At 46.7% G+C, this 18,380-nt stretch carries 16 protein-coding genes and 1 other RNA gene; 4 read left to right on the plus strand and 13 right to left on the minus strand.

Annotated features, from left to right (window positions below; all coding sequences use genetic code 11):
- Positions 1 to 125 precede the first annotated feature (125 nt).
- Complete coding sequence (locus DF182_RS31350) at positions 126 to 656, minus strand: histidine phosphatase family protein (protein ID WP_113619864.1); 531 nt, start codon at positions 654 to 656, stop codon at positions 126 to 128.
- 330 nt (positions 657 to 986) lie between these two features.
- On the opposite strand from DF182_RS31350, the gene DF182_RS31355 reads away from it, so the two are divergent.
- Positions 987 to 2,678 (plus strand): S8 family peptidase, encoded by a 1,692-nt coding sequence (locus DF182_RS31355; protein ID WP_113619865.1) that lies wholly within the window; start codon positions 987 to 989, stop codon positions 2,676 to 2,678.
- Between the two features lie 88 nt (positions 2,679 to 2,766).
- Here DF182_RS31355 and DF182_RS31360 read toward each other — a convergent pair whose 3' ends face one another.
- Entirely contained in the window at positions 2,767 to 3,651 is an 885-nt protein-coding gene (locus DF182_RS31360) for a PhzF family phenazine biosynthesis protein (protein ID WP_113619866.1), read from the minus strand.
- 109 nt (positions 3,652 to 3,760) lie between these two features.
- On the opposite strand from DF182_RS31360, the gene DF182_RS31365 reads away from it, so the two are divergent.
- Positions 3,761 to 4,114: a winged helix-turn-helix transcriptional regulator gene (locus DF182_RS31365; RefSeq protein ID WP_113619867.1), complete on the plus strand. Its 354-nt coding sequence runs from the start codon at positions 3,761 to 3,763 to the stop codon at positions 4,112 to 4,114.
- A gap of 8 nt (positions 4,115 to 4,122) precedes the next feature.
- Here the strand turns inward: DF182_RS31365 and DF182_RS31370 are convergent, their stop codons facing one another.
- The 10 genes from DF182_RS31370 to bioD all read right to left on the minus strand — a co-directional run bounded on the left by DF182_RS31370 (position 4,123) and on the right by bioD (position 14,971).
- Complete coding sequence (locus DF182_RS31370) at positions 4,123 to 4,536, minus strand: DUF4870 domain-containing protein (RefSeq protein ID WP_113619868.1); 414 nt, start codon at positions 4,534 to 4,536, stop codon at positions 4,123 to 4,125.
- Positions 4,537 to 4,606: 70 nt separating this feature from the next.
- Positions 4,607 to 4,975, minus strand: an RNA gene (rnpB, locus tag DF182_RS31375) — RNase P RNA component class A.
- 281 nt (positions 4,976 to 5,256) lie between these two features.
- The gene (locus DF182_RS31380; RefSeq protein ID WP_161964339.1) at positions 5,257 to 6,309 is read right to left on the minus strand and encodes a Smr/MutS family protein; all 1,053 of its coding nucleotides are present in this window, start codon (positions 6,307 to 6,309) and stop codon (positions 5,257 to 5,259) included.
- A 145-nt stretch (positions 6,310 to 6,454) separates the two neighbouring features.
- On the minus strand, positions 6,455 to 6,922 hold the full coding sequence (locus DF182_RS31385) for a DoxX family protein (RefSeq protein WP_113619870.1): 468 nt from the start codon (positions 6,920 to 6,922) through the stop codon (positions 6,455 to 6,457).
- A 55-nt stretch (positions 6,923 to 6,977) separates the two neighbouring features.
- Complete coding sequence (locus DF182_RS31390; protein ID WP_113619871.1) at positions 6,978 to 8,603, minus strand: amino acid permease; 1,626 nt, start codon at positions 8,601 to 8,603, stop codon at positions 6,978 to 6,980.
- Positions 8,604 to 8,772: 169 nt separating this feature from the next.
- Complete coding sequence (locus DF182_RS31395) at positions 8,773 to 9,744, minus strand: polyprenyl synthetase family protein (RefSeq protein WP_113619872.1); 972 nt, start codon at positions 9,742 to 9,744, stop codon at positions 8,773 to 8,775.
- 24 nt (positions 9,745 to 9,768) lie between these two features.
- A complete protein-coding gene (rnr, locus tag DF182_RS31405) occupies positions 9,769 to 12,663 on the minus strand; it encodes a ribonuclease R (protein WP_211327325.1) in 2,895 nt (964 codons plus the stop codon).
- Between the two features lie 15 nt (positions 12,664 to 12,678).
- Positions 12,679 to 13,749, minus strand: coding sequence for a tetraacyldisaccharide 4'-kinase (gene lpxK / locus DF182_RS31410; RefSeq protein ID WP_113619991.1), 1,071 nt, complete (start codon positions 13,747 to 13,749; stop codon positions 12,679 to 12,681).
- Between the two features lie 2 nt (positions 13,750 to 13,751).
- Positions 13,752 to 14,333, minus strand: a complete 582-nt coding sequence (locus DF182_RS31415; RefSeq protein ID WP_113619873.1) for a 5-formyltetrahydrofolate cyclo-ligase — start codon at positions 14,331 to 14,333, stop codon at positions 13,752 to 13,754.
- Positions 14,330 to 14,971, minus strand: coding sequence for a dethiobiotin synthase (bioD, locus tag DF182_RS31420; RefSeq protein ID WP_113619874.1), 642 nt, complete (start codon positions 14,969 to 14,971; stop codon positions 14,330 to 14,332). The genes DF182_RS31415 and bioD overlap by 4 nt, the downstream gene beginning before the upstream one ends.
- 320 nt (positions 14,972 to 15,291) lie before the next feature.
- On the opposite strand from bioD, the gene DF182_RS31425 reads away from it, so the two are divergent.
- Together DF182_RS31425 and DF182_RS31430 are read left to right on the plus strand one after the other, a co-directional pair.
- Positions 15,292 to 16,653, plus strand: coding sequence for a pyridoxal-phosphate dependent enzyme (locus DF182_RS31425; protein WP_245957666.1), 1,362 nt, complete (start codon positions 15,292 to 15,294; stop codon positions 16,651 to 16,653).
- Between the two features lie 2 nt (positions 16,654 to 16,655).
- A complete protein-coding gene (locus DF182_RS31430) occupies positions 16,656 to 17,444 on the plus strand; it encodes a helical backbone metal receptor (protein ID WP_113619876.1) in 789 nt (262 codons plus the stop codon).
- Positions 17,445 to 17,497: 53 nt separating this feature from the next.
- On the opposite strand, the gene DF182_RS31435 is transcribed toward DF182_RS31430, so the two are convergent.
- Positions 17,498 to 18,313 (minus strand): alpha/beta fold hydrolase, encoded by an 816-nt coding sequence (locus DF182_RS31435; RefSeq protein WP_113619877.1) that lies wholly within the window; start codon positions 18,311 to 18,313, stop codon positions 17,498 to 17,500.
- Between the last annotated feature and the right edge of the window lie 67 nt (positions 18,314 to 18,380).

Genomic DNA, 18,380 nt, shown 5'->3' on the forward strand with positions numbered 1-18,380 from the left:
CAACTTTTTAAAGGTAAAAATAGTAGCGAGGCTAGAGAACCCCGCTTTTCGTTAAACGGAAACCATGCTTATGAGAAAAATATCCAATAGCGGGAAGCCATTAAATATTCTTCCGGATATAAATATTAGACTTTTTTTTGAATATTCATATTCAACTTTTGTGCTACGGCAGTATTATTTCCCATGACCTTGACAATCAAAAAACGGCCTGAACCTTTATCATAAAGGTTTTTGACTGTTTTTCCCTTCACTCCCAGACAACGCGCCATGAGTGGAATATTTTCCGGATTGCCACAAATAACAATGGTTTTGCCCTTATTTTGTTTTACAATACAGTCCAAAACACAGTCTGCAGTCTCATGATCTTTGGTTACCCAGTAATAAACGGGGTGTAATTGCCTTAATTCGGAAAGCGGAGTAACGGTTTGTACCGCTTTGTTGACATAAATCGTATAGATGGCTGCCACATCTATATGCCGTAAAGCATCTGTAAATTCTCTGGCCTGATCCTGCCCTTCGGGGCTGAGACCGGCTGATGGAGAGACTTCTTCTTCCGCAGCATTAACAAAAATAATCGTAGTTACTTTTTCCGGGCCGGTAGCAAAAGAAGACAGACCAGCAGCCAGCATCGTGGCTAAAATAGCAGTTTTCAGCATGACGATAGTTTTTAATGTGAGTTAATACAATACAATAGCAGAAACACAGGCAATCGAAGACTTGCCGGGAAAGGGAAACTGGGGAAGAAAAACGTTGAAGAGGAAAAAGGAACTACCCTAAAGATAGGGTTTCTCTGTAAAATAATCGCAGCATTGTGATAGGCGGACGACAAGAATGTTCAGGGCGGGAAAGCGGATAAGGATGGCGGTCTATACAATTTTCTCCCAGTTAACCAACAAATAGTGCGTTTATCATTAATATCTGTCTGTTGTACCGGTTTTTGTCTACCTTTATTCCCATCATGATATTTTAATTTATAATTATTGAACATGAAATTGTTTAGTCGAGAGGTTGCAGTCTTGGCATGTGTTGCATTGATGACTGCTTTTACTACCAGAACAGTTGCCCAGAGTAAAACCCCGGTACCCAGAAACTGGCAGTTGCTGAGTTATGATACTGACAGCGTTTATGGTACTGCCACCGAAAAAGCCTACAAGGAGATACTGAAAGGACGAAAAAGCACCCCTGTAATAGTGGCTGTAATTGACTCCGGCATCGATACCACCCATGAAGACCTGAAAGGCCTGTTATGGACTAATCCCGGCGAAATCCCCGGCAACGGTAAAGACGACGATGGTAATGGTTATGTGGATGATATTCATGGCTGGAACTTCCTTGGCGGCAAGGATGGAAGCAGCCTCAAGGAAGACTCTGACGAAGCCACCCGCGAATATTACCGCTACAAAAACAAATACGGCAACAACCCGGATTCTGTACTGGATCCCAAGTCCAAAGAATACGCCACCTGGCAAAATCTGAAGCAGAAAATCGAGAAACCAAGCTCTCAGACCAAGCTTCAGTATAAAACCATGGCCAAACTCCAGGAGAACGTCAACAAATGCGAAAACATCCTGAAAACATACCTGAACAAGGATGATTTTACCGTAGCTCAACTGGACAGTATCCAAACCACTAACCAGGATGTGTTACTGGCCCGTAATTTCATGACACGCCTGCTGAAAAGTACCGGCGACGAGCCTACCTCTTTCAGTGAGTTTAAAATGGAATTTGAGGGATATATGAGCGAACTGAAAAGGAAGGCAGAAAGCACAGATGTACCCCCCAACCAGAACCGTGAAAAGATTGTGGGCGACAACTTCGAAGATATCCGCGATACCAAATACGGCAATAACGATGTGATGGGCAAATTCGCCTTCCACGGTACCCACGTAAGCGGTATCATCGGCGCCCTCCGTCACAATGGAGTAGGTATGGATGGTGTGGCTGACAACGTTCGCATCATGGCCATCAAAGCGGTACCCGACGGAGATGAAAGAGACAAGGACGTAGCCCTGGCTATCCGCTATGCAGTGGATAACGGTGCTCAGATCATCAACATGAGCTTTGGCAAACCTTACTCTCCGCATAAAGACTGGGTAGATGATGCAGTGAAATACGCTGAGAAAAAAGGCGTATTGCTCGTACATGCCGCCGGCAATGATGGCAGCAACAACGATTCCGTTCCCAACTACCCTAATCCGGAATTTGCAGATGGTACCCGCGCCAACAACTACATCACAGTGGGCGCCATCAGCCATGGGCTTTCTCCTGATAAAGTAGCCCCCTTCTCCAACTACGGTAAAAAGAACGTGGATGTCTTCGCGCCAGGTGTACAGATCTACTCTACCGTTCCTGGTGGTAACAAGTACGGCAGCGCCAGCGGCACTAGTATGGCAGCTCCGGTAGTAGCCGGTGTAGCCGCTCTGGTACTCTCCTACTACCCCGATCTGAGCGCACGGCAGCTGAAATATATCCTGGAAAAAAGCGCCACTCCTTTACCCGATGGTACTACAGAAGTCAACAAGCCTGGTACTCAGGACGAGAAAATCGCTTTTTCAGAACTGTCTGTAAGCGGTGGTATCGTTAATGCTTATGAAGCATTGAAGCTGGCGGGCACCATTAAAGGTGAAAACGTGAAGAAAAAGCTTAAAGCCAAGCTGAAACCGGTGAAAAAAATGTAATCACAGCCAGGCTGTAAAATAACAGAACATAAAAGAGGCCGTCTCAAATAAAGAGGCGGCCTCTTTTATGCCGCTTACCGAACGTTACTTATAAAAAGAGTTTTCCTTCCATTACTACTGTTGATGATCCACTCACCCATATTCCATCTTCCTCAACAGATACAGATATAGTTGATGGCTGTTCTACAAATTTACCCTGCAAAAAAAGATAGTCCTTATTTTTTTCAATATAGCCCAGCTTTTGAAGATAGCCAGCAAGCGGTCCGGCAGCTGTGCCGGTGGCAGGGTCCTCATCTATTCCTATGCCGGGGTTAAAAAACCTTGATTCCGCTGCCATACCGTTCTCCAGGTCATTGGTAGTAAATAGATAACAACCCTCGAAACCGAATTTTTGTGATACTGCTTTTAGAAGTCGTTTATTAACGACAGCCCTTTCAAGCACTGTTGCATTGCAAACTGGTAGCATGAGATGCGCCACTTCAGTTTTAACAATTTGTACTGGCCAGCCATTCAATACAAGATCTGCACTATTTAATCCAATCGCTTCCGAAATGATATCATCCGGCACTGCTCCTACCATGACAGCAGGTTTTTGCTTCATGCCAACATAAGGCAATCCGTTCTTCTCTGTTATTCGTAGCGCTACGGGTATATCTTTTACCTTCACCCATGGCAGGTCGCCCTGATGGCTGAAAACGTCCCATTTTTTTATCAGTGCCAGACAAACTGCTCCTAACAGATTATGTCCGGCGCCAGCCACCTCAAATTTAGCGGGGGTGAAAGATCGTACTTTGAATACCTTTTCTTCTTTAGAATAATGCACGAAAGATGTTTCCGAGTATCCAAACTCCCTTGATATGTCATAGTACTGATCCATATCAAGTTCATGGTCTATGCAAACTACTGAAAGCTGGTTGCCTTTGTATTTCTGGTCAGTAAATACATCTAATACGTAATAATCAAGCTGTTTCATTTTTTAAGCATCTGTTAGGATTTCAAAATTAGACAGCAATAGTTTATTTTCGTTATGGGTTAACCAGAGGTAACCGGTTACCTCTGGTTAACTATCTTACACTTGAAATATGAAACGGCCTGATAAACAAAATGTGACCTGTGAACAAGAGCTGGCGGCTATTCGCGATAGCTTGGAAGTCCTGGGGGGTAAATGGAAGTTAAGGATCATGCGCCATCTCAACAACCATGTTCATGAAGTCAACACCTTCAAAAAAATTCAACGGGAAATAGAAGGTATCTCCGCAAAAATGCTAACAAAAGAATTGCAGGATCTTGAGATTAACCTGCTCATTACCCGGACAGTTAGAGATACCAAACCAGTAAGTGTAAGTTATGCCATCACTTCCTACGGACTAAGTGTTTTTACAGTAAACGACAGCCTGGTAGACTGGGGATTAAAACACCGGCAAAAAATCAAGTAAACACCCTTTTATTTTACCAGTCTCAGTGAAAACGGATATTTATAGGAAACACCTTCATTGGCTTTCACCGCGGCTATAATACTGAAGATAACATTCACCACCCATAAGATGCCGTGAAGTTTATACCAGCTCCAGCCTGAATGGAACATATCCCCACGGGCCTGGAGGATCAGATTACCCAGTGACCATAATCCGTCGAAAATACCACCCAGTACACTAATCAGCACTCCCAGCAAACTGATGGTTATCTGAAAATTGATGGCTTCTTTACCTTGATCATCCACAAATTTGGACTGATCACGTTTGATGAGCCATAATATCAGTACAAGAATGATATTTCCGGCAGCATTATAGATAACTGAGCCCACAATACCACCCAGGTGTACAAAGGTGCCCCAGTTACGTTCGTCTCGTTGCGTCATAAAAAAAGGATTAAATAAGGATGAGAAGATAGATGCTTATTTTGTAATATCAAAGCAGAGGAGAAGAAAAAAAAACTACAAACCTATAAGCCGGATTCTGTTCCCTGGCAAAGCCAGGGCTGCTATCATTTATCTGCGGTGACGTTCACACGTCCCCTGTATCTGCCTACCCTCGGACATCGGGCGAGCAGCCCTCAAGCGTCCGTATACATGGCATTTCAGCACACAAGGTTTACCCGCACAAACAGTTACCTGCCTGCACCGTGGGCTCTTACCCCACATTTTCACCCTTACCCCGCCGAAACAGGGCGGTAATTTTCTGTGGCACTCTCTGTCTCCGGCAAGCCGGAGCCCACCCGTTAGGTGGTGTGTTGCTCTATGCTGTCCGGACTTTCCTTCCCTTCAGACAAGCTGAAGGAACGATAGCACGGTTTGTAGTTGGAGCGCAAAGGTAAGCAGTATTATACTGATTTTAGCACTTTTTGCTAATTATTTTAGCTCCCAGGGCTAAAGCCCTGGGCTATGCTAGTTTCAGCCTTAGCAGGTGGTATTTTTTTGTCTGGTTGATATGACAAGCTGGCGTTTTTCTACTTGATTGATCGTTGCTCAGAAAACTAATATAACTAAGAGCTCTAGTCATAGGCCAGCAGTCTTTTCTTCTGGGCTGCTCTTACAACTAATATAGCCCAAGGCTTTAGCCCTGGGCTTAAAAAGCGTTAATTATCTGAAGGTTATTTCTGTAGCGCCATAACCATATTTGCCGTGGTACTGGTTCACGAAAGAAGCTACTTCCGGCGTCTGACGGAGAATCTGGTGGATCTCATCTTTCAGCTTGCCTTTACCTACACCATGAATAACGATCATGTTATGCTGATGGTGGCTGATAGCCAGGTCCAGGTAACGCTGGAAAGCGTTGAGCTGGATAGCCAGGATGGCAATATTGCTCAGCCCTTTCCAGTTTTTTTCGAGGGCTTCAATATGCAGGTCTACTTCCTGTTTTGGCTCCAGCGTTGTTTCCGGCTGTAATTGTATTTTACTGAGCAGACTGGCGAAGTTGCCGGATCCGATGCTGGCAACCGGTTTCTTTTTGCTAACAGGCGCTTCTACCGGAGCTGGTGGTTCTGGCTCTTTGTCCGGAAACTTGTCAAACAGCGTATAGGTAAGCGTGGCTTCTGCCTTGGTACGCAGTTCTTCCAGTTGCGTAAACATCTGTTTAGGCTTGATCTTCCAGGTTTTTTTCACGGAAGCAGCCAGTTTGGGCTGTGGCTCTTTCAAAAAGAAAGTAAACTCAAATCGCGGATTATCATTCAGCGATTCGAAAATCAGATCTGACAAATAGAAGTGATTGTACGGCTGTATTTCATTCTTTATCTCCAGGTCCATCTGGTTGTTGAGCCAGATCTGGAAATAAAAGCGCATGGCATACGGCGTATCATTGAAAAGGTGGAACTTCATCAGCTTCACGGTTTCATCATAGCCATCGAACTGGTATACCGGCAAGATAGACAGGAACATGCCCTTATCTGTCTTGAATACTTCGTATTTGCTTCTGTCGACCTTGATTTCATCTCCCGGGATCAGCTTCGGTTTTTCCTTCACCAGTTTTTGCTGAGTAAAACGATGGAAGTAAGGAAAATCTATCTGGTCCAGATACACCGGGAAAGTAGTGCCTTTCACTTCAATCATCACCATATTGTCATTGACAATATCGACTACTGTACCTTCTTCTTTTGAGCTCAACAATAATATCTTGTCTCCTGTTTGGTATTTCATAATTGCATTCTTCTGGCACAAAAATAGAAATTTGGCGGGGATTTGAGCGGAAGAGGGCGGAAGATTTCTGTTTGGGAGAAGACAAATAATTACCTGCGCCATTAAAATGGTGTACTCACAGGTACGACTATATTAAATTCAGGGCTTAGAAGTCGATGTATGTATGCTTACGGTGCCTTTCCGGGTGCCGCCGCATAAACTCATCCACAGAGATCCGCCCGCTGCCGGCAATGGCAAAAACGATCAGCAGGATCAACACCAGCAAAGACAGCCCTAATACCGGATACACCTGGAACAAGCCCGTACTTGAATGTACGAACAGTACTGCACCCAGCAGGATCGGGATGTTTAGCAGTGCACAAAACCTGGTTTCCAGGCCCATGGCTATGAACAGTCCGCCTACTGTATGCACAAAAACAATGTAGTGTGCAACGAAGAAGGCGAAAGTGACCAATGCAGGGCTTTGTTTGATCAGGGTGTCCAGCGCATCTCTGTTCATGACAAATAATACGCCCACCCACATGAGGAACAGGCCCAGCATGATACGTACTACGTTCAACCATAAGGGGTAATGTGTTTCACCCCATCTCACAACTCTTTGTAGCATGTTCATAAAATAAGATTTTAAAGAACTGCTATTAAGTTACGAAAAATAAGCCGGATTTGACCTATCGTAGCTTACTGTTACGATAGCTGTACAGGAAGTAAATGCTGAGTCCGATGACCAGCCAGATCGAAAATACGATCCAGTTTTTGAGTGCAATTTCCGTCATCAGGTAAAAACAGCTGAGGAGGCCGAGCACTGGTATCAGCGAGAGTTTGCGTACCATGGAAAACCATGTGATCAGGATGGTCACGATGGTGAAGAAAAAGAAAGGTATATTATGTTTCCATACCTCCCAGCCACCAGCGAAAGACAGCTTCCTGGCAATTTCACCACGGAAAAGCACGATCAGCACTACCACTATCGCCGGTACAATGATTTGTCCGTTGATATAAGGCAGACGGAAGCGTTTTTCGGCCGTTTTCTCCTGTGGTGGCAGCATAAGCACTCCACCGCATACCAGGATGAAGGCGAACAAAGTCCCGATGCTGGTGAGGTCTGTCACGATGGTCAGGTTGAGGAACAAGGCCGGAACACCTACGATGATACCGGTAATGATGGTGGCGAAAGAAGGCGTTTTAAAACGCGGATGTATTTTACTGAATTTTTTAGGTAACAGACCATCGCGACTCATGCTCATCCAGATACGGGGCTGCCCGATCTGGAATACCAGCAATACGCTGGTCGTAGCCACTACTGCACTGACAGAGATAATGTAACCAATACCACGCAGGTTCACTTCATTAAAAACAAAAGCCAGCGGATCTTCTACTTTCAGCTTATAGTAAGGTACCATGCCAGTAAGCACAAAAGAAATGAGTACATACAGGACGGTGCAGATTATCAGCGAATAGATCATGCCTTTAGGCAGATCGCGCTGCGGATTGGCACATTCTTCTGCAGTAGTACTGACTGCATCAAAACCGATATAGGCAAAAAATACCGCAGACACACCTTTTAACACCCCGGAGAAACCATTCGGCATAAAAGGCTGCCAGTTGGCTGTATTCACATAAAAGAAGCCCAGCACGATCACAAAGAGGATAACCAGGATCTTGAGGCCCACCATAAAGTTGGCACTCTTTTTACTTTCCCGGATACCTACATAAGCGAGATAGGTAATCAGCACTACGATCATAAATGCCGGCAGATTGACAATAAAAGGTATCCCAAAAATATGCGGAGCCGCATTTATGGTAGCCTGTGTAGCACTGTCGTAATTACTGGATAACCAGTCTGGGAGGCCAAGACCAATACCGTGTAGAAGATTGTTGAAATAACCGCTCCAGGAGATGGCCACGGCGATATTACCAATCGCATATTCCAGGATCAGGGCCCATCCTATCACCCAGGCTGCCAGTTCCCCGAAAGTCACATATGAATAAGTATAAGCACTACCAGATACTGGTACGCGGGAGGCAAATTCAGCATAACAAAGTGCAGAAAAGCCGCAGGTGATAGCAGTAATCACAAAAAGCAGTGACACGCCGGGACCACCATGATAAGAGGCTTCCCCGATGGTAGAGAAGATACCTGCACCAATGACTGCTGCAATTCCCATGGCTGTCAGGTCTTTAACTTTCAGCACTTTATTCATGCCCGCTCCTGTTTCGATACCATCAGTCATTCCTTCATTGGCATCTTTAATAATCGTGGACAGGGACTTTTTTCGAAACAGCGAGTTAGACATTGGCGAAGGAATTACGTTGTTGTTTTAAGGTGTCTTTAAATAAAAAAATCTTGCCCAGGGGGCCCGAAAAATGAATATAGGATTATTATATTAAAAAATAATCATTTACTCATTTTTTTCAGGCCATCCTGAGAAAGACGCGAATATAATGCGATTTTAAATAAAAAAATTATTGCTGACGGTTTAAAAGGAAGTCGGCCAACTCCATCAATGGTTTTTTACGGGCCGACAGTACAGCGATATCTTCCAGACTGGCGAAGGCTTTTTGCTGAAAACGTTCCTTTTCTTTTTCGGCCCATTCATCCACTTTACAGGTGCGGAAGAGGTCCAGTACACGGCTTACCTTATCGTCGGGAGATGTTTCCATCAGCTTTTTCAGTTCTGCGCGCTGGGCTGCATTACACAGCTCGAGGGCTTTCAGCAGCAGAAAAGTTTTTTTGTTGACCAGAATATCGCCACCCTGTTGTTTTCCGAATTTGTCGGGATCACCGAATGCATCCAGGAAATCGTCCTGGATCTGGAAAGCGATACCGATATTTTTACCGAATGAATAGATATGGTCCTGATTTCCTTCACTACCACCACCGATGATGGCGCCCAGCTGAAGGCTGGCAGCCAGGAGCACAGAGGTTTTCAGACCTATCATCCGTACATAATCATCGTATTGCACCTGCTCCGGTTCCATTTTTTCAAAATCCATGTCTATCTGCTGACCTTCGCATACTTCGATGGCAGCTTTATTAAACACGGAAATGATTTTTTGTTTGTAGCGGGCCTGTACTTTGTTGAGATGTTCATAAACATTGATCAACATCACGTCACCGGCCAGGATGGCTGCTGTATCACCGTAAACCATATGTACGGTAGGCTGGCCACGCCTGATGGGCGCCTTATCCATGATATCATCGTGGATGAGAGTAAAGTTATGGAACAGCTCTACCGCATTACCTACATGAAAAGCATCCTGGTGCAGGTCTTCAAACAGTTCATTTCCCATCAGGCACAATACAGGGCGTATTCTTTTTCCGCCGATGCCCAGAATGTGGGACGCTGCATTGTACAAATGTTTTGGTTCTCCCGGGAAATGCCATTGATCAAACTGCTGGCTGAACTGTGCTATTAACTCTTTAAATGAATGCATCTCAAATAGATGGTGTTTTATTATTTATTTCTTTGTTTTCTTTTTTGCCGGCGTTGATTTCCCAGTGACAGCTTTTTTAGCAGGAGCTTTGGTAACAGTTGCTTTTTTAGCGGCGGCTTTGGGGGCCGGTGCTTTAGCTACAGCGGCTTTTTTGGCGGCAGCCTTTTTAGCCGGAGCCTTGGTGGCTGTGGCTTTTTTGGCGGCGGCTTTGGGAGCTGGCGCTTTAGCTACAGCTGCTTTTTTGGCAGCAGCCTTTTTAGCTGGAGCCTTGGTGGCTGTGGCTTTTTCGGCGGCGGCTTTGGGAGCTGGTGCTTTAGCTACAGCTGCTTTTTTAGCAGCAGCCTTTTTAGCTGGAGCTTTGGTGGTTGCTGTTTCTTTAGGAGCGGCTTTGGAAGCTGGTGCTTTAATCTCCGTTGCTTTTTTGGCAGCAGCTTTTTTAGCAGGCGCTTTGCTGGCTGGTTCTGCCGGAACCTTCTCCTCTACTGCTTTAGCGACGGGCGCTTCAACTGAAGCTGGCTTTTTAGCTGCTTTGGCTTTAGTGACAGGCTTTTCGGCCGTTTCCTTTTTGGCAGCCGGTGTTTTATCTACCGGTTTTTCTACTGCAGGTGTAGCTTTTGTCTCCTCCTGCACAGGTGTAGTGCTAACAGGTTCACCGTTTTTAGCACCAGATTTTTTCTTCGTCTTTTTCACGAAGGAAGTTTCCTGTTCAGGTGTGGTTGCAGGCGCTACCGGAGTTGGAGTGGTAACATCCACCACATGTGTTTCGGCGATCACCTGGTCTACTACTGGTTCTTCCGGTATTTCCAGAGAGACGGCCGGTACTGCTACCGGTGGAGTGAATGGCTTTTTCTCTCTGGGCTGCCATGGCTGCTGTTGTCCTTGTCTTTGTTTTTTCTTCTTGCGGTCACGACCTCCTTCTCTACCCTCTTCCCTGCGGCCAGGCCTGAATTCACGACCACCTGCTGCGGCCAGTTCGCCATCCAGGTCGTAGTCCAGCTGGCGTTTGGCCAGGTTGGCAGCTACCACACGGATATTTATTTTTTCACCGATCCGGAACTTACGGCCGGTGGCTTGTCCCACCAGCGCGTATTCCGCTTCGTTGAATACATATTCTTCTTTGCGGTTGAGGTTATGCACGCTCACCAGGCCTTCACACTTGGTATCTACGGTTTCCACCCAGAAGCCAAAGTGTGCCACACCACTGATCACACCTTCAAATGTGTGACCGATGTATTGCTGCATGTATTCCACCTGTTTGTACTTGTTGGCAGCTCTTTCTGCCTCCATGGCCTTTCTTTCCATCTCTGAATCGTGCTTGCACTTTTTCTCCATCTGTTTGTCGGGACGGATATCGCCGGCCAGACATTCCGCCACCACACGGTGTACGAGCACATCCGGATAACGGCGTATCGGAGAGGTAAAGTGACAGTAATCCTCAAAGCCAAGGCCATAGTGCCCGATATTCTCTACCGTATATATGGCTTTAGCCATGGTACGGATACCCAGTGTTTCCAGTACATGCTGTTCGGGTTTACCCTGTACCAGCTGTAACATCTTATTGAAAGAGCGGGCAATACTTTCCGGACTGCTTGTGTCAAACTTATAACCGAACTTACCAGCAAAGGAGGTAAATACCTTCAGTTTGTCGGTGTCGGGGGTATCGTGTACGCGGTATGGGAAAGGAACCGGCTGTTTATTGATCCGTATTTTAGACACATAGCCGGCGATCGTTCTGTTGGCCAGCAACATAAACTCTTCGATCAGCTGGTGTGCTTCCTTGCTTTCCTTGATCACAATGCCAATGGGCTTACCTTTTTCATCGAGCTTAAACCGCACCTCCTGGGAGGAGAAGTTGATAGCACCACGGGTAAATCTCTCCTGACGCAGTTTCTGAGCTATTTTGTTGAGCAGCAGTACCTCTTTTTCATAAGGGCCTTCCTTCTTCTCGATTATCTCCTGGGCGTCTTCATAGGTAAACCGGTGATTGGAATGGATAATGGTCCTTCCTATCCAGTGTTGTTTCACCTCACCTTTTTCATTCATCTGGAAGATGGCGGAGAAGGTCAGTTTATCTTCATGCGGGCGCAGGGAGCACAGTTCGTTGGAGATTTTTTCCGGGAGCATGGGCAGTACGCGGTCAGGCAGATATACGGAGGTAGCCCGTTTATCAGCTTCCTTATCCAGCTCGGTGCCTGGTATCACATAGTGGCTGACATCGGCAATATGCACACCGATCTCATACAACCCGTTTTTCAGCAGGCGTATGGAGATAGCATCGTCAAAGTCTTTTGCATCAATCGGGTCGATGGTGAAGGTGAGAATATTTCTGCAATCCTTACGTTTACGTACTTCCGTTTCCGTTATTTCCTCCTTCAGTGCAGCCAGTTCTGTCATTACTTCTGAAGGGAAGCTGAGCGGGAATCCTGCTTCAATGAGGATTTCCTTCATGGCCAGATCGTTGGTATCGCTGGCATCGAGTATTTCGATGACTTCACCTACCGGCTTACGGGATTTTTCGCCCCAGGCTACGATCTTCACTACAGCTTTGTCACCGCTTTTCCCATTTTTCAGGGAATTGGCGGGGATATAGATGTCTGGCATAAACATACCCTTTTCGGTAATCAGGAAGCCAAAGCTTTTGCTGACCTGTAGGGTGCCGGTAAATTCTGTTTTATTACGTTTAAGGACGTCCGTTATAATGCCTTCCTGGCGGCCATCGCCACGGCCTTGTTTTATAACGTCTACCAGTACTTCATCTTTATCGAGTGCAGTTTGTAGGTTTTTCTGCTTTACCATGATGTCTTTGGCAAGACCAGGTACAATTACGAAGGCCATACCAGACCTTGTCAGTTCCACTACCCCTTTGAAGGTTTTCTTCTGAACGGGGTGGTGTTTTTTATCTTTCTTTTTCTTACTCATGTTTGGTTACAAGTATTATTGACCTAAGGCAGGCTGATGCCGGGCCACATAGTCAAAAATAAAGTTATTAAATGAATCCGCTTCTCCGAAGAGGAACGAAATTTCCACTGGCATAACAGCTATCTGCAGGTTTTGTTCTGCCAGTTCTTTTTTGAGGAGATGCAATCTCACTGCATCCTTTTCAGTAGTGATGACAATCTTTTCCGTGCCAGGCAGGTCGTCGCGTTCTTTTTTGATTTTTGCAAGATCTTTTTCTGAATAATAGTAATGATCGGGGAAAGCCAGCAGATATACCTTTGAAAACTGCTGCTGCAACTTCTCCAGCAAAGGTTCCGGTCTGGCGATACCACAGGCCAGCAGCACAGTCGCTGAAGGGGAAACATTGACAGGCTGCCCGGTAGTCATATCAAACAAGGTCCCGTACTGCAAGGTAGTAAAAAAGAGCCGCTGATATGGCAATGGGTTGATTTCTTTTTCCAGCGCTGCTTTTTCGGCCAGGCTCATATCGGGCGGACATTTGGATACAATGATACAATTGGCCCGTTTATAACCGCTACGTCCTTCCCGCAGCCGGCCAAAAGGCACCACATGATCGCGGGTGAACAAGCGGTTGTACTCTGTGATCATTATGTTCATGCCCGGTTTGACAGAACGGTGCTGGAAAGCATCATCCAGCAATATCACTTCTGTTTCCGGTTCATCACCCAACAACTGAGGAATGGCCAGCATCCGCTCCTCTCCTACACATACCTTGATATCAGGGTATTTGGCATGAAACTGCATGGGCTCATCGCCGATATCTGAGGCGGTGCTATGCTCATCAGCCAACAGATATCCGCTGCTACGCCGGTTATAGCCACGGCTGAGCGTAGCCGTTTTAAACTGATCTTTGAGCAGCCGGATCATGTACTCCACATGCGGTGTTTTGCCGGTACCACCTACTGACAGGTTACCAGCTGCAATCACTGGTATGTCAAACTCCACGGCAGTCAGCAACCCTTTATCGTAAAAACGGTTGCGTATCCACATGACCAGACCATACAGCAGGGAAAAGGGATATAATGGTATTTTCAGGTATTTGAGCACTATCAAGGTTGTTTAAATTGATAAATAAGATCCGGGGTTACGACTGTTTGCAGTGGGATATCCCAGGTATCTGTGTCAGTAATCTGGTCTACCGGCCCAAACAGGGAAAGGCCTACCGTACGCACATCCTGGCGGCACTGATGCAGAAAGCGGTCATACATTCCCTTGCCGTAGCCTACCCGATGACCCTGCCGGTCGAAAGCCAGTAAAGGTACAAACACCAGGTCTACCGTTTCCGGGGCCACTTCTGTACCACCCTCCGGCTCCGGGATGCCAAACCGGTTCTTTACCAGTATGGTATTGACATTCCAGGCGTAGTGATACATATCACCGGTTTTCATGTCTGCTTTGGATAACACCAGCTGTATCTCCGGGTGCTGCTGCCTCAGCCAGTGAGCAAGGGGCCAGGTATCGACCTCTTTTTTTTCCGAGATGGGCAGAAAGATATGTAAAAGGCGGACTCCCTCGTAGTTCAGTCTGCAGGCATTGTCCAGCAGGCGCCCGTTGAAGTCTTCCGCAATAGCATCTGTAAGGTTTAACCGTTGTTCCAGAAAATGTTTTCGTATATCCTTTTTGGTGATCATGCCAGTAGTGCCTTAAGGGGAGCTGTCAAAAGTTGTGCCTGTTGTTGCACAAAAGCCCTGTTCACCTCCTGAGCAAACGGAATACGGCCTATCATGGGGTATCCGCTCAGTCGCACAACATCCTCTTCATTCGTATGATAATCTCCTCCAAAAATCCATCCTATAACGGGAACGCCTGCATGCTGCAGCACTTTGGCTGTAAGCAGACTATGATTGATACTTCCCAGATAATTCTGTGCGGCAATGATCACACCGGCATGGAGGTCCTTGATAAGGTCCAGTGTCAATACGTCATCCGTTAGTGGAACCAATAGTCCACCGGCACCTTCTATCACCAGTGGCCGATTGACAGGTTGTATCTGGTTGGCCTGACGTATGATCTCAGTAGTTTGTATGGTAACGTGTTCCAGGCGGGCAGCCAGATGAGGAGAGGCTGGCTCCTTCAATACATAAGCTTCCTGATGGCAGACAGTGATACCCTCCGGCACCAGAGACCGCACTGTCTGTGTGTCAGTGCCCTCTTCTGATCCGGATTGAACGGGCTTCCAGTAATCGGCCTGTAAAGCAGCGGTCACACACGCGGATACGATGGTTTTTCCTACACCGGTACCTATACCAGTAATAAATATTCGATTCATCTACGGCAAATATAACGGAGGAATCGGGAATTGCAGTGATGAATTACGGATTCCGCCCTTTCCTGCCACTGTCCTTCCTAACGCAGTCATGCTGAAATCATCACCAGACCTGATTTTTAACATTTTCTAAAGTTGAATGATTTTCATGTTTTTTCAGCAATTATTAAAAAAATTCCATCTACTTAAATCATTCACCAAAAAATAAAAAGAAATAAAGGAAATCAATAGAATCAGGCTAATCCGGAGCAAAAATCAGCCGAAGGACAACACCGTTATTATTGCCCGTAATTCGTAATTTACACTTGTACCCAACTTCATTTATGATGAAATATGCAGAAAACATTCTTGAAACGATAGGACACACCCCGCTGGTAAAACTGAACCGCGTAACCGCCTCCCTGCCATGTCCCGTGTTTGCTAAAGTAGAATTCTTTAATCCCGGAAACTCCATTAAAGACAGAATGGCTGTTAAGATGGTCGAAGTGGCAGAACAGAAAGGTCTGCTGAAACCTGGCGGCACCATCATCGAAGGTACCTCCGGCAATACCGGTATGGGCCTCGCCCTGGCCGCAGTCATCAAAGGATATAAATGTATATTCACCACTACCGACAAACAGTCCAAGGAAAAGGTAGACATCCTGAAAGCAGTAGGAGCTGAAGTGATTGTATGCCCTACCAACGTAGAACCGGAGGATCCCCGCTCCTATTATTCCGTGTCTAAAAGGCTGGCCACAGAGATACCCAACTCTTTTTATGTAAACCAGTACGACAACCTCGCCAACCGCGATGCTCACTATGAACAGACAGGCCCTGAGATCTGGGAACAGACTGATGGTAAAGTCACTCATCTCGTAGTAGCTACCGGCACCGGCGGTACCATCACCGGCACCGGCAAGTTCCTCAAGGAAAAAAATCCCAACATCAAAGTATGGGCGATCGATAGTTATGGCTCCCTGCTGAAAAAATATTTTGAAACGGGCGAGATCGATATGAATGAGGTATACCCTTATATCACAGAAGGCATCGGGGAAGACTTTGTGCCGCAGAACTATGATATGGGCGTGATTGATGCCTTTACTAAAGTGACCGATAAAGACGGCGCTGTCATGGCCCGCCGCATCACTAAAGAAGAAGGTATCTTTGTGGGCTACTCTGCCGGTTCTGCCATAGCAGGCCTGATGCAGCTGAAAGACACACTGAAGCCAGATGACGTAGTGGTAGTGATCTTCCACGACCATGGCAGCCGTTATGTAGGTAAAGTATATAATGACCAATGGATGATGGAACGCGGTTTCCTTGACGTTAAAACCGTGAAGGATATCGTGAACGCCCGCCGTAATATGCCACTGGTAACCGTTAACGCCGAAGAAAAAGTGAGCGATGCTATTGCCAAAATGCGGAAATACGACATTGAACATATTCCTGTTACCAATGGAAATGATATTATTGGTGCGGTATCCGAAAGCGGTCTATTCAACAAACTGATCGACACCCCACACCTGAAAGACGCCACCATACAGGAAGTAATGCATGCTCCTTTCCCGATGGTAAATCAGGATACTCCGATAGAAAAGCTGTCGGTGTATATCAACCGTGAAAACGGTGCCGTGATGACCAAAGATGAAAGCGGCGATCATCATATTGTAACGAAGTACGACATCATTCAAGCCCTGGGCCGTTAAGTATGTTCGTAGATCAACTCCATCGTACTATCACGCTTGCGAAGGCACCGGAAAGGATTATCTCACTGGTGCCTTCGCAAACGGAGTTGTTGTACACGCTTGGACTCGACAAGGAAGTGGTAGGCATCACCAAATTCTGTATTCATCCCGACAGTTGGTTTCGCACCAAAACGCGGGTAGGCGGTACCAAAAAGATAAATGCCGATGTGGTCCGGCAACTCTCGCCCGACCTTATCATTGCTAACAAGGAGGAAAATACAGCCGATGATGTAAAAGCGCTGATGGAGGAATATCCGGTGTGGGTGAGCAATGTACAGACACTGGAAGACGCTTGTGATATGATGACGGGGATTGGTGCCATTACCCGAAGAACAACGGCTGCTTCGCAACTGGTGCAGGAAGTCCGCTATCGTTTTGCTGCGCTCGAGCCGCCGGTAGCGCCCGTTCCCACTGCTTATCTTATCTGGCGTGATCCCTGGATGGCTGCAGGCGGAGATACTTTTATCCACCAGATGCTGCACTATTGCGGGTTACAGAATGTTTTTGCCGACACGCCACGTTACCCGGTTGTGGATGCCGACATGCTGGCTGCCAGTTCATGCAGGCTGGTACTACTCTCTTCTGAGCCCTATCCTTTCAGGGAAAAACATATAGCCGAAATCCAGGCCATACTGCCGGAAGCCCTTATATTACTGGTAGACGGAGAGCTGTTTTCCTGGTACGGGAGCCGGTTGCTGGAAGCCCCTGCATATTTCCAATCTATTCTTCAGCAGGTGGAGGTACTTCGCTAAGCATTGCTGCACCTGCTTTTCCGCGTACTGTCGGTAGTCCAAACCTTACACAATCAATGTTTTTCCAGGAAGTCGAGCACCCAGCCGGCGAAGAACGGAGAACGCAGCACGCTGTTATGGTCGCCGGTTACAGTGCCGTGCATACCGCGTGGCATCATGGCTGCGAGGGAGCCACCCGTATCATTATCTTCATCTTTATCTCCACCGATCACCAGTACAGGTTGTTGTATGCCGGCCAATTCAGCGAGTGTAGTGGCAGGCTGGCCAAACTGCATAAGGGCCAGTGCCCGCTGGTCTAACCCTTTAGCCTGTACGTTTTTAACCATGGCTGCCAGTTCCGGTATGTCTTTACCGGAGAGGGCATCATAGAATTTCAGGCGGCGGGGCCATGCAGGATCTGTAAAACCGGTGCCAATGCCTCCGAGTACAGCGCATTTCACATGTGGATCTTTTACCAGCAGACGGGCGGTGATGATAGCACCACGGGAGTAACCTACTACGCTATACGAAGATAGTTGCAGCCAGGAAGCGAGGCCGATGATATCTTTGGCTTCCGCGTCGTTCATGTAGGCGAGGCTGTCGTGCGGATGGCCGGAAGTGCCGTTGCCGCGCAGGTCGAGTGTGATTACTTTATAGCCGTGCTGCAATAGTGAGTCATACAACGGTGTGGAAGGCCATGAGTCACCGTTGGTGATGAAGCCATGTACGAGGATGACCGGGTTGCCTTTTCCCCGGATGGTATAATGAATGCGGGTTCCGTCGAAGGAGTTGTAGTAACTCATGGAATCGTTTGCATTTCGTTCTAACGAGCCAGCAGACGATGTTTCAAAGGAGAGCAGACACAGTATAAGGTAGGTGATTTTTTTCATGGCAAAGTAGAATGGCTGGGTAAAATACGGTTTTTGCGGGGTATTTTTCCTTACCGGGGAAATACAT

The sequence above is a fragment of the Chitinophaga flava genome, from assembly GCF_003308995.1.
Lineage (GTDB): Bacteria > Bacteroidota > Bacteroidia > Chitinophagales > Chitinophagaceae > Chitinophaga > Chitinophaga flava.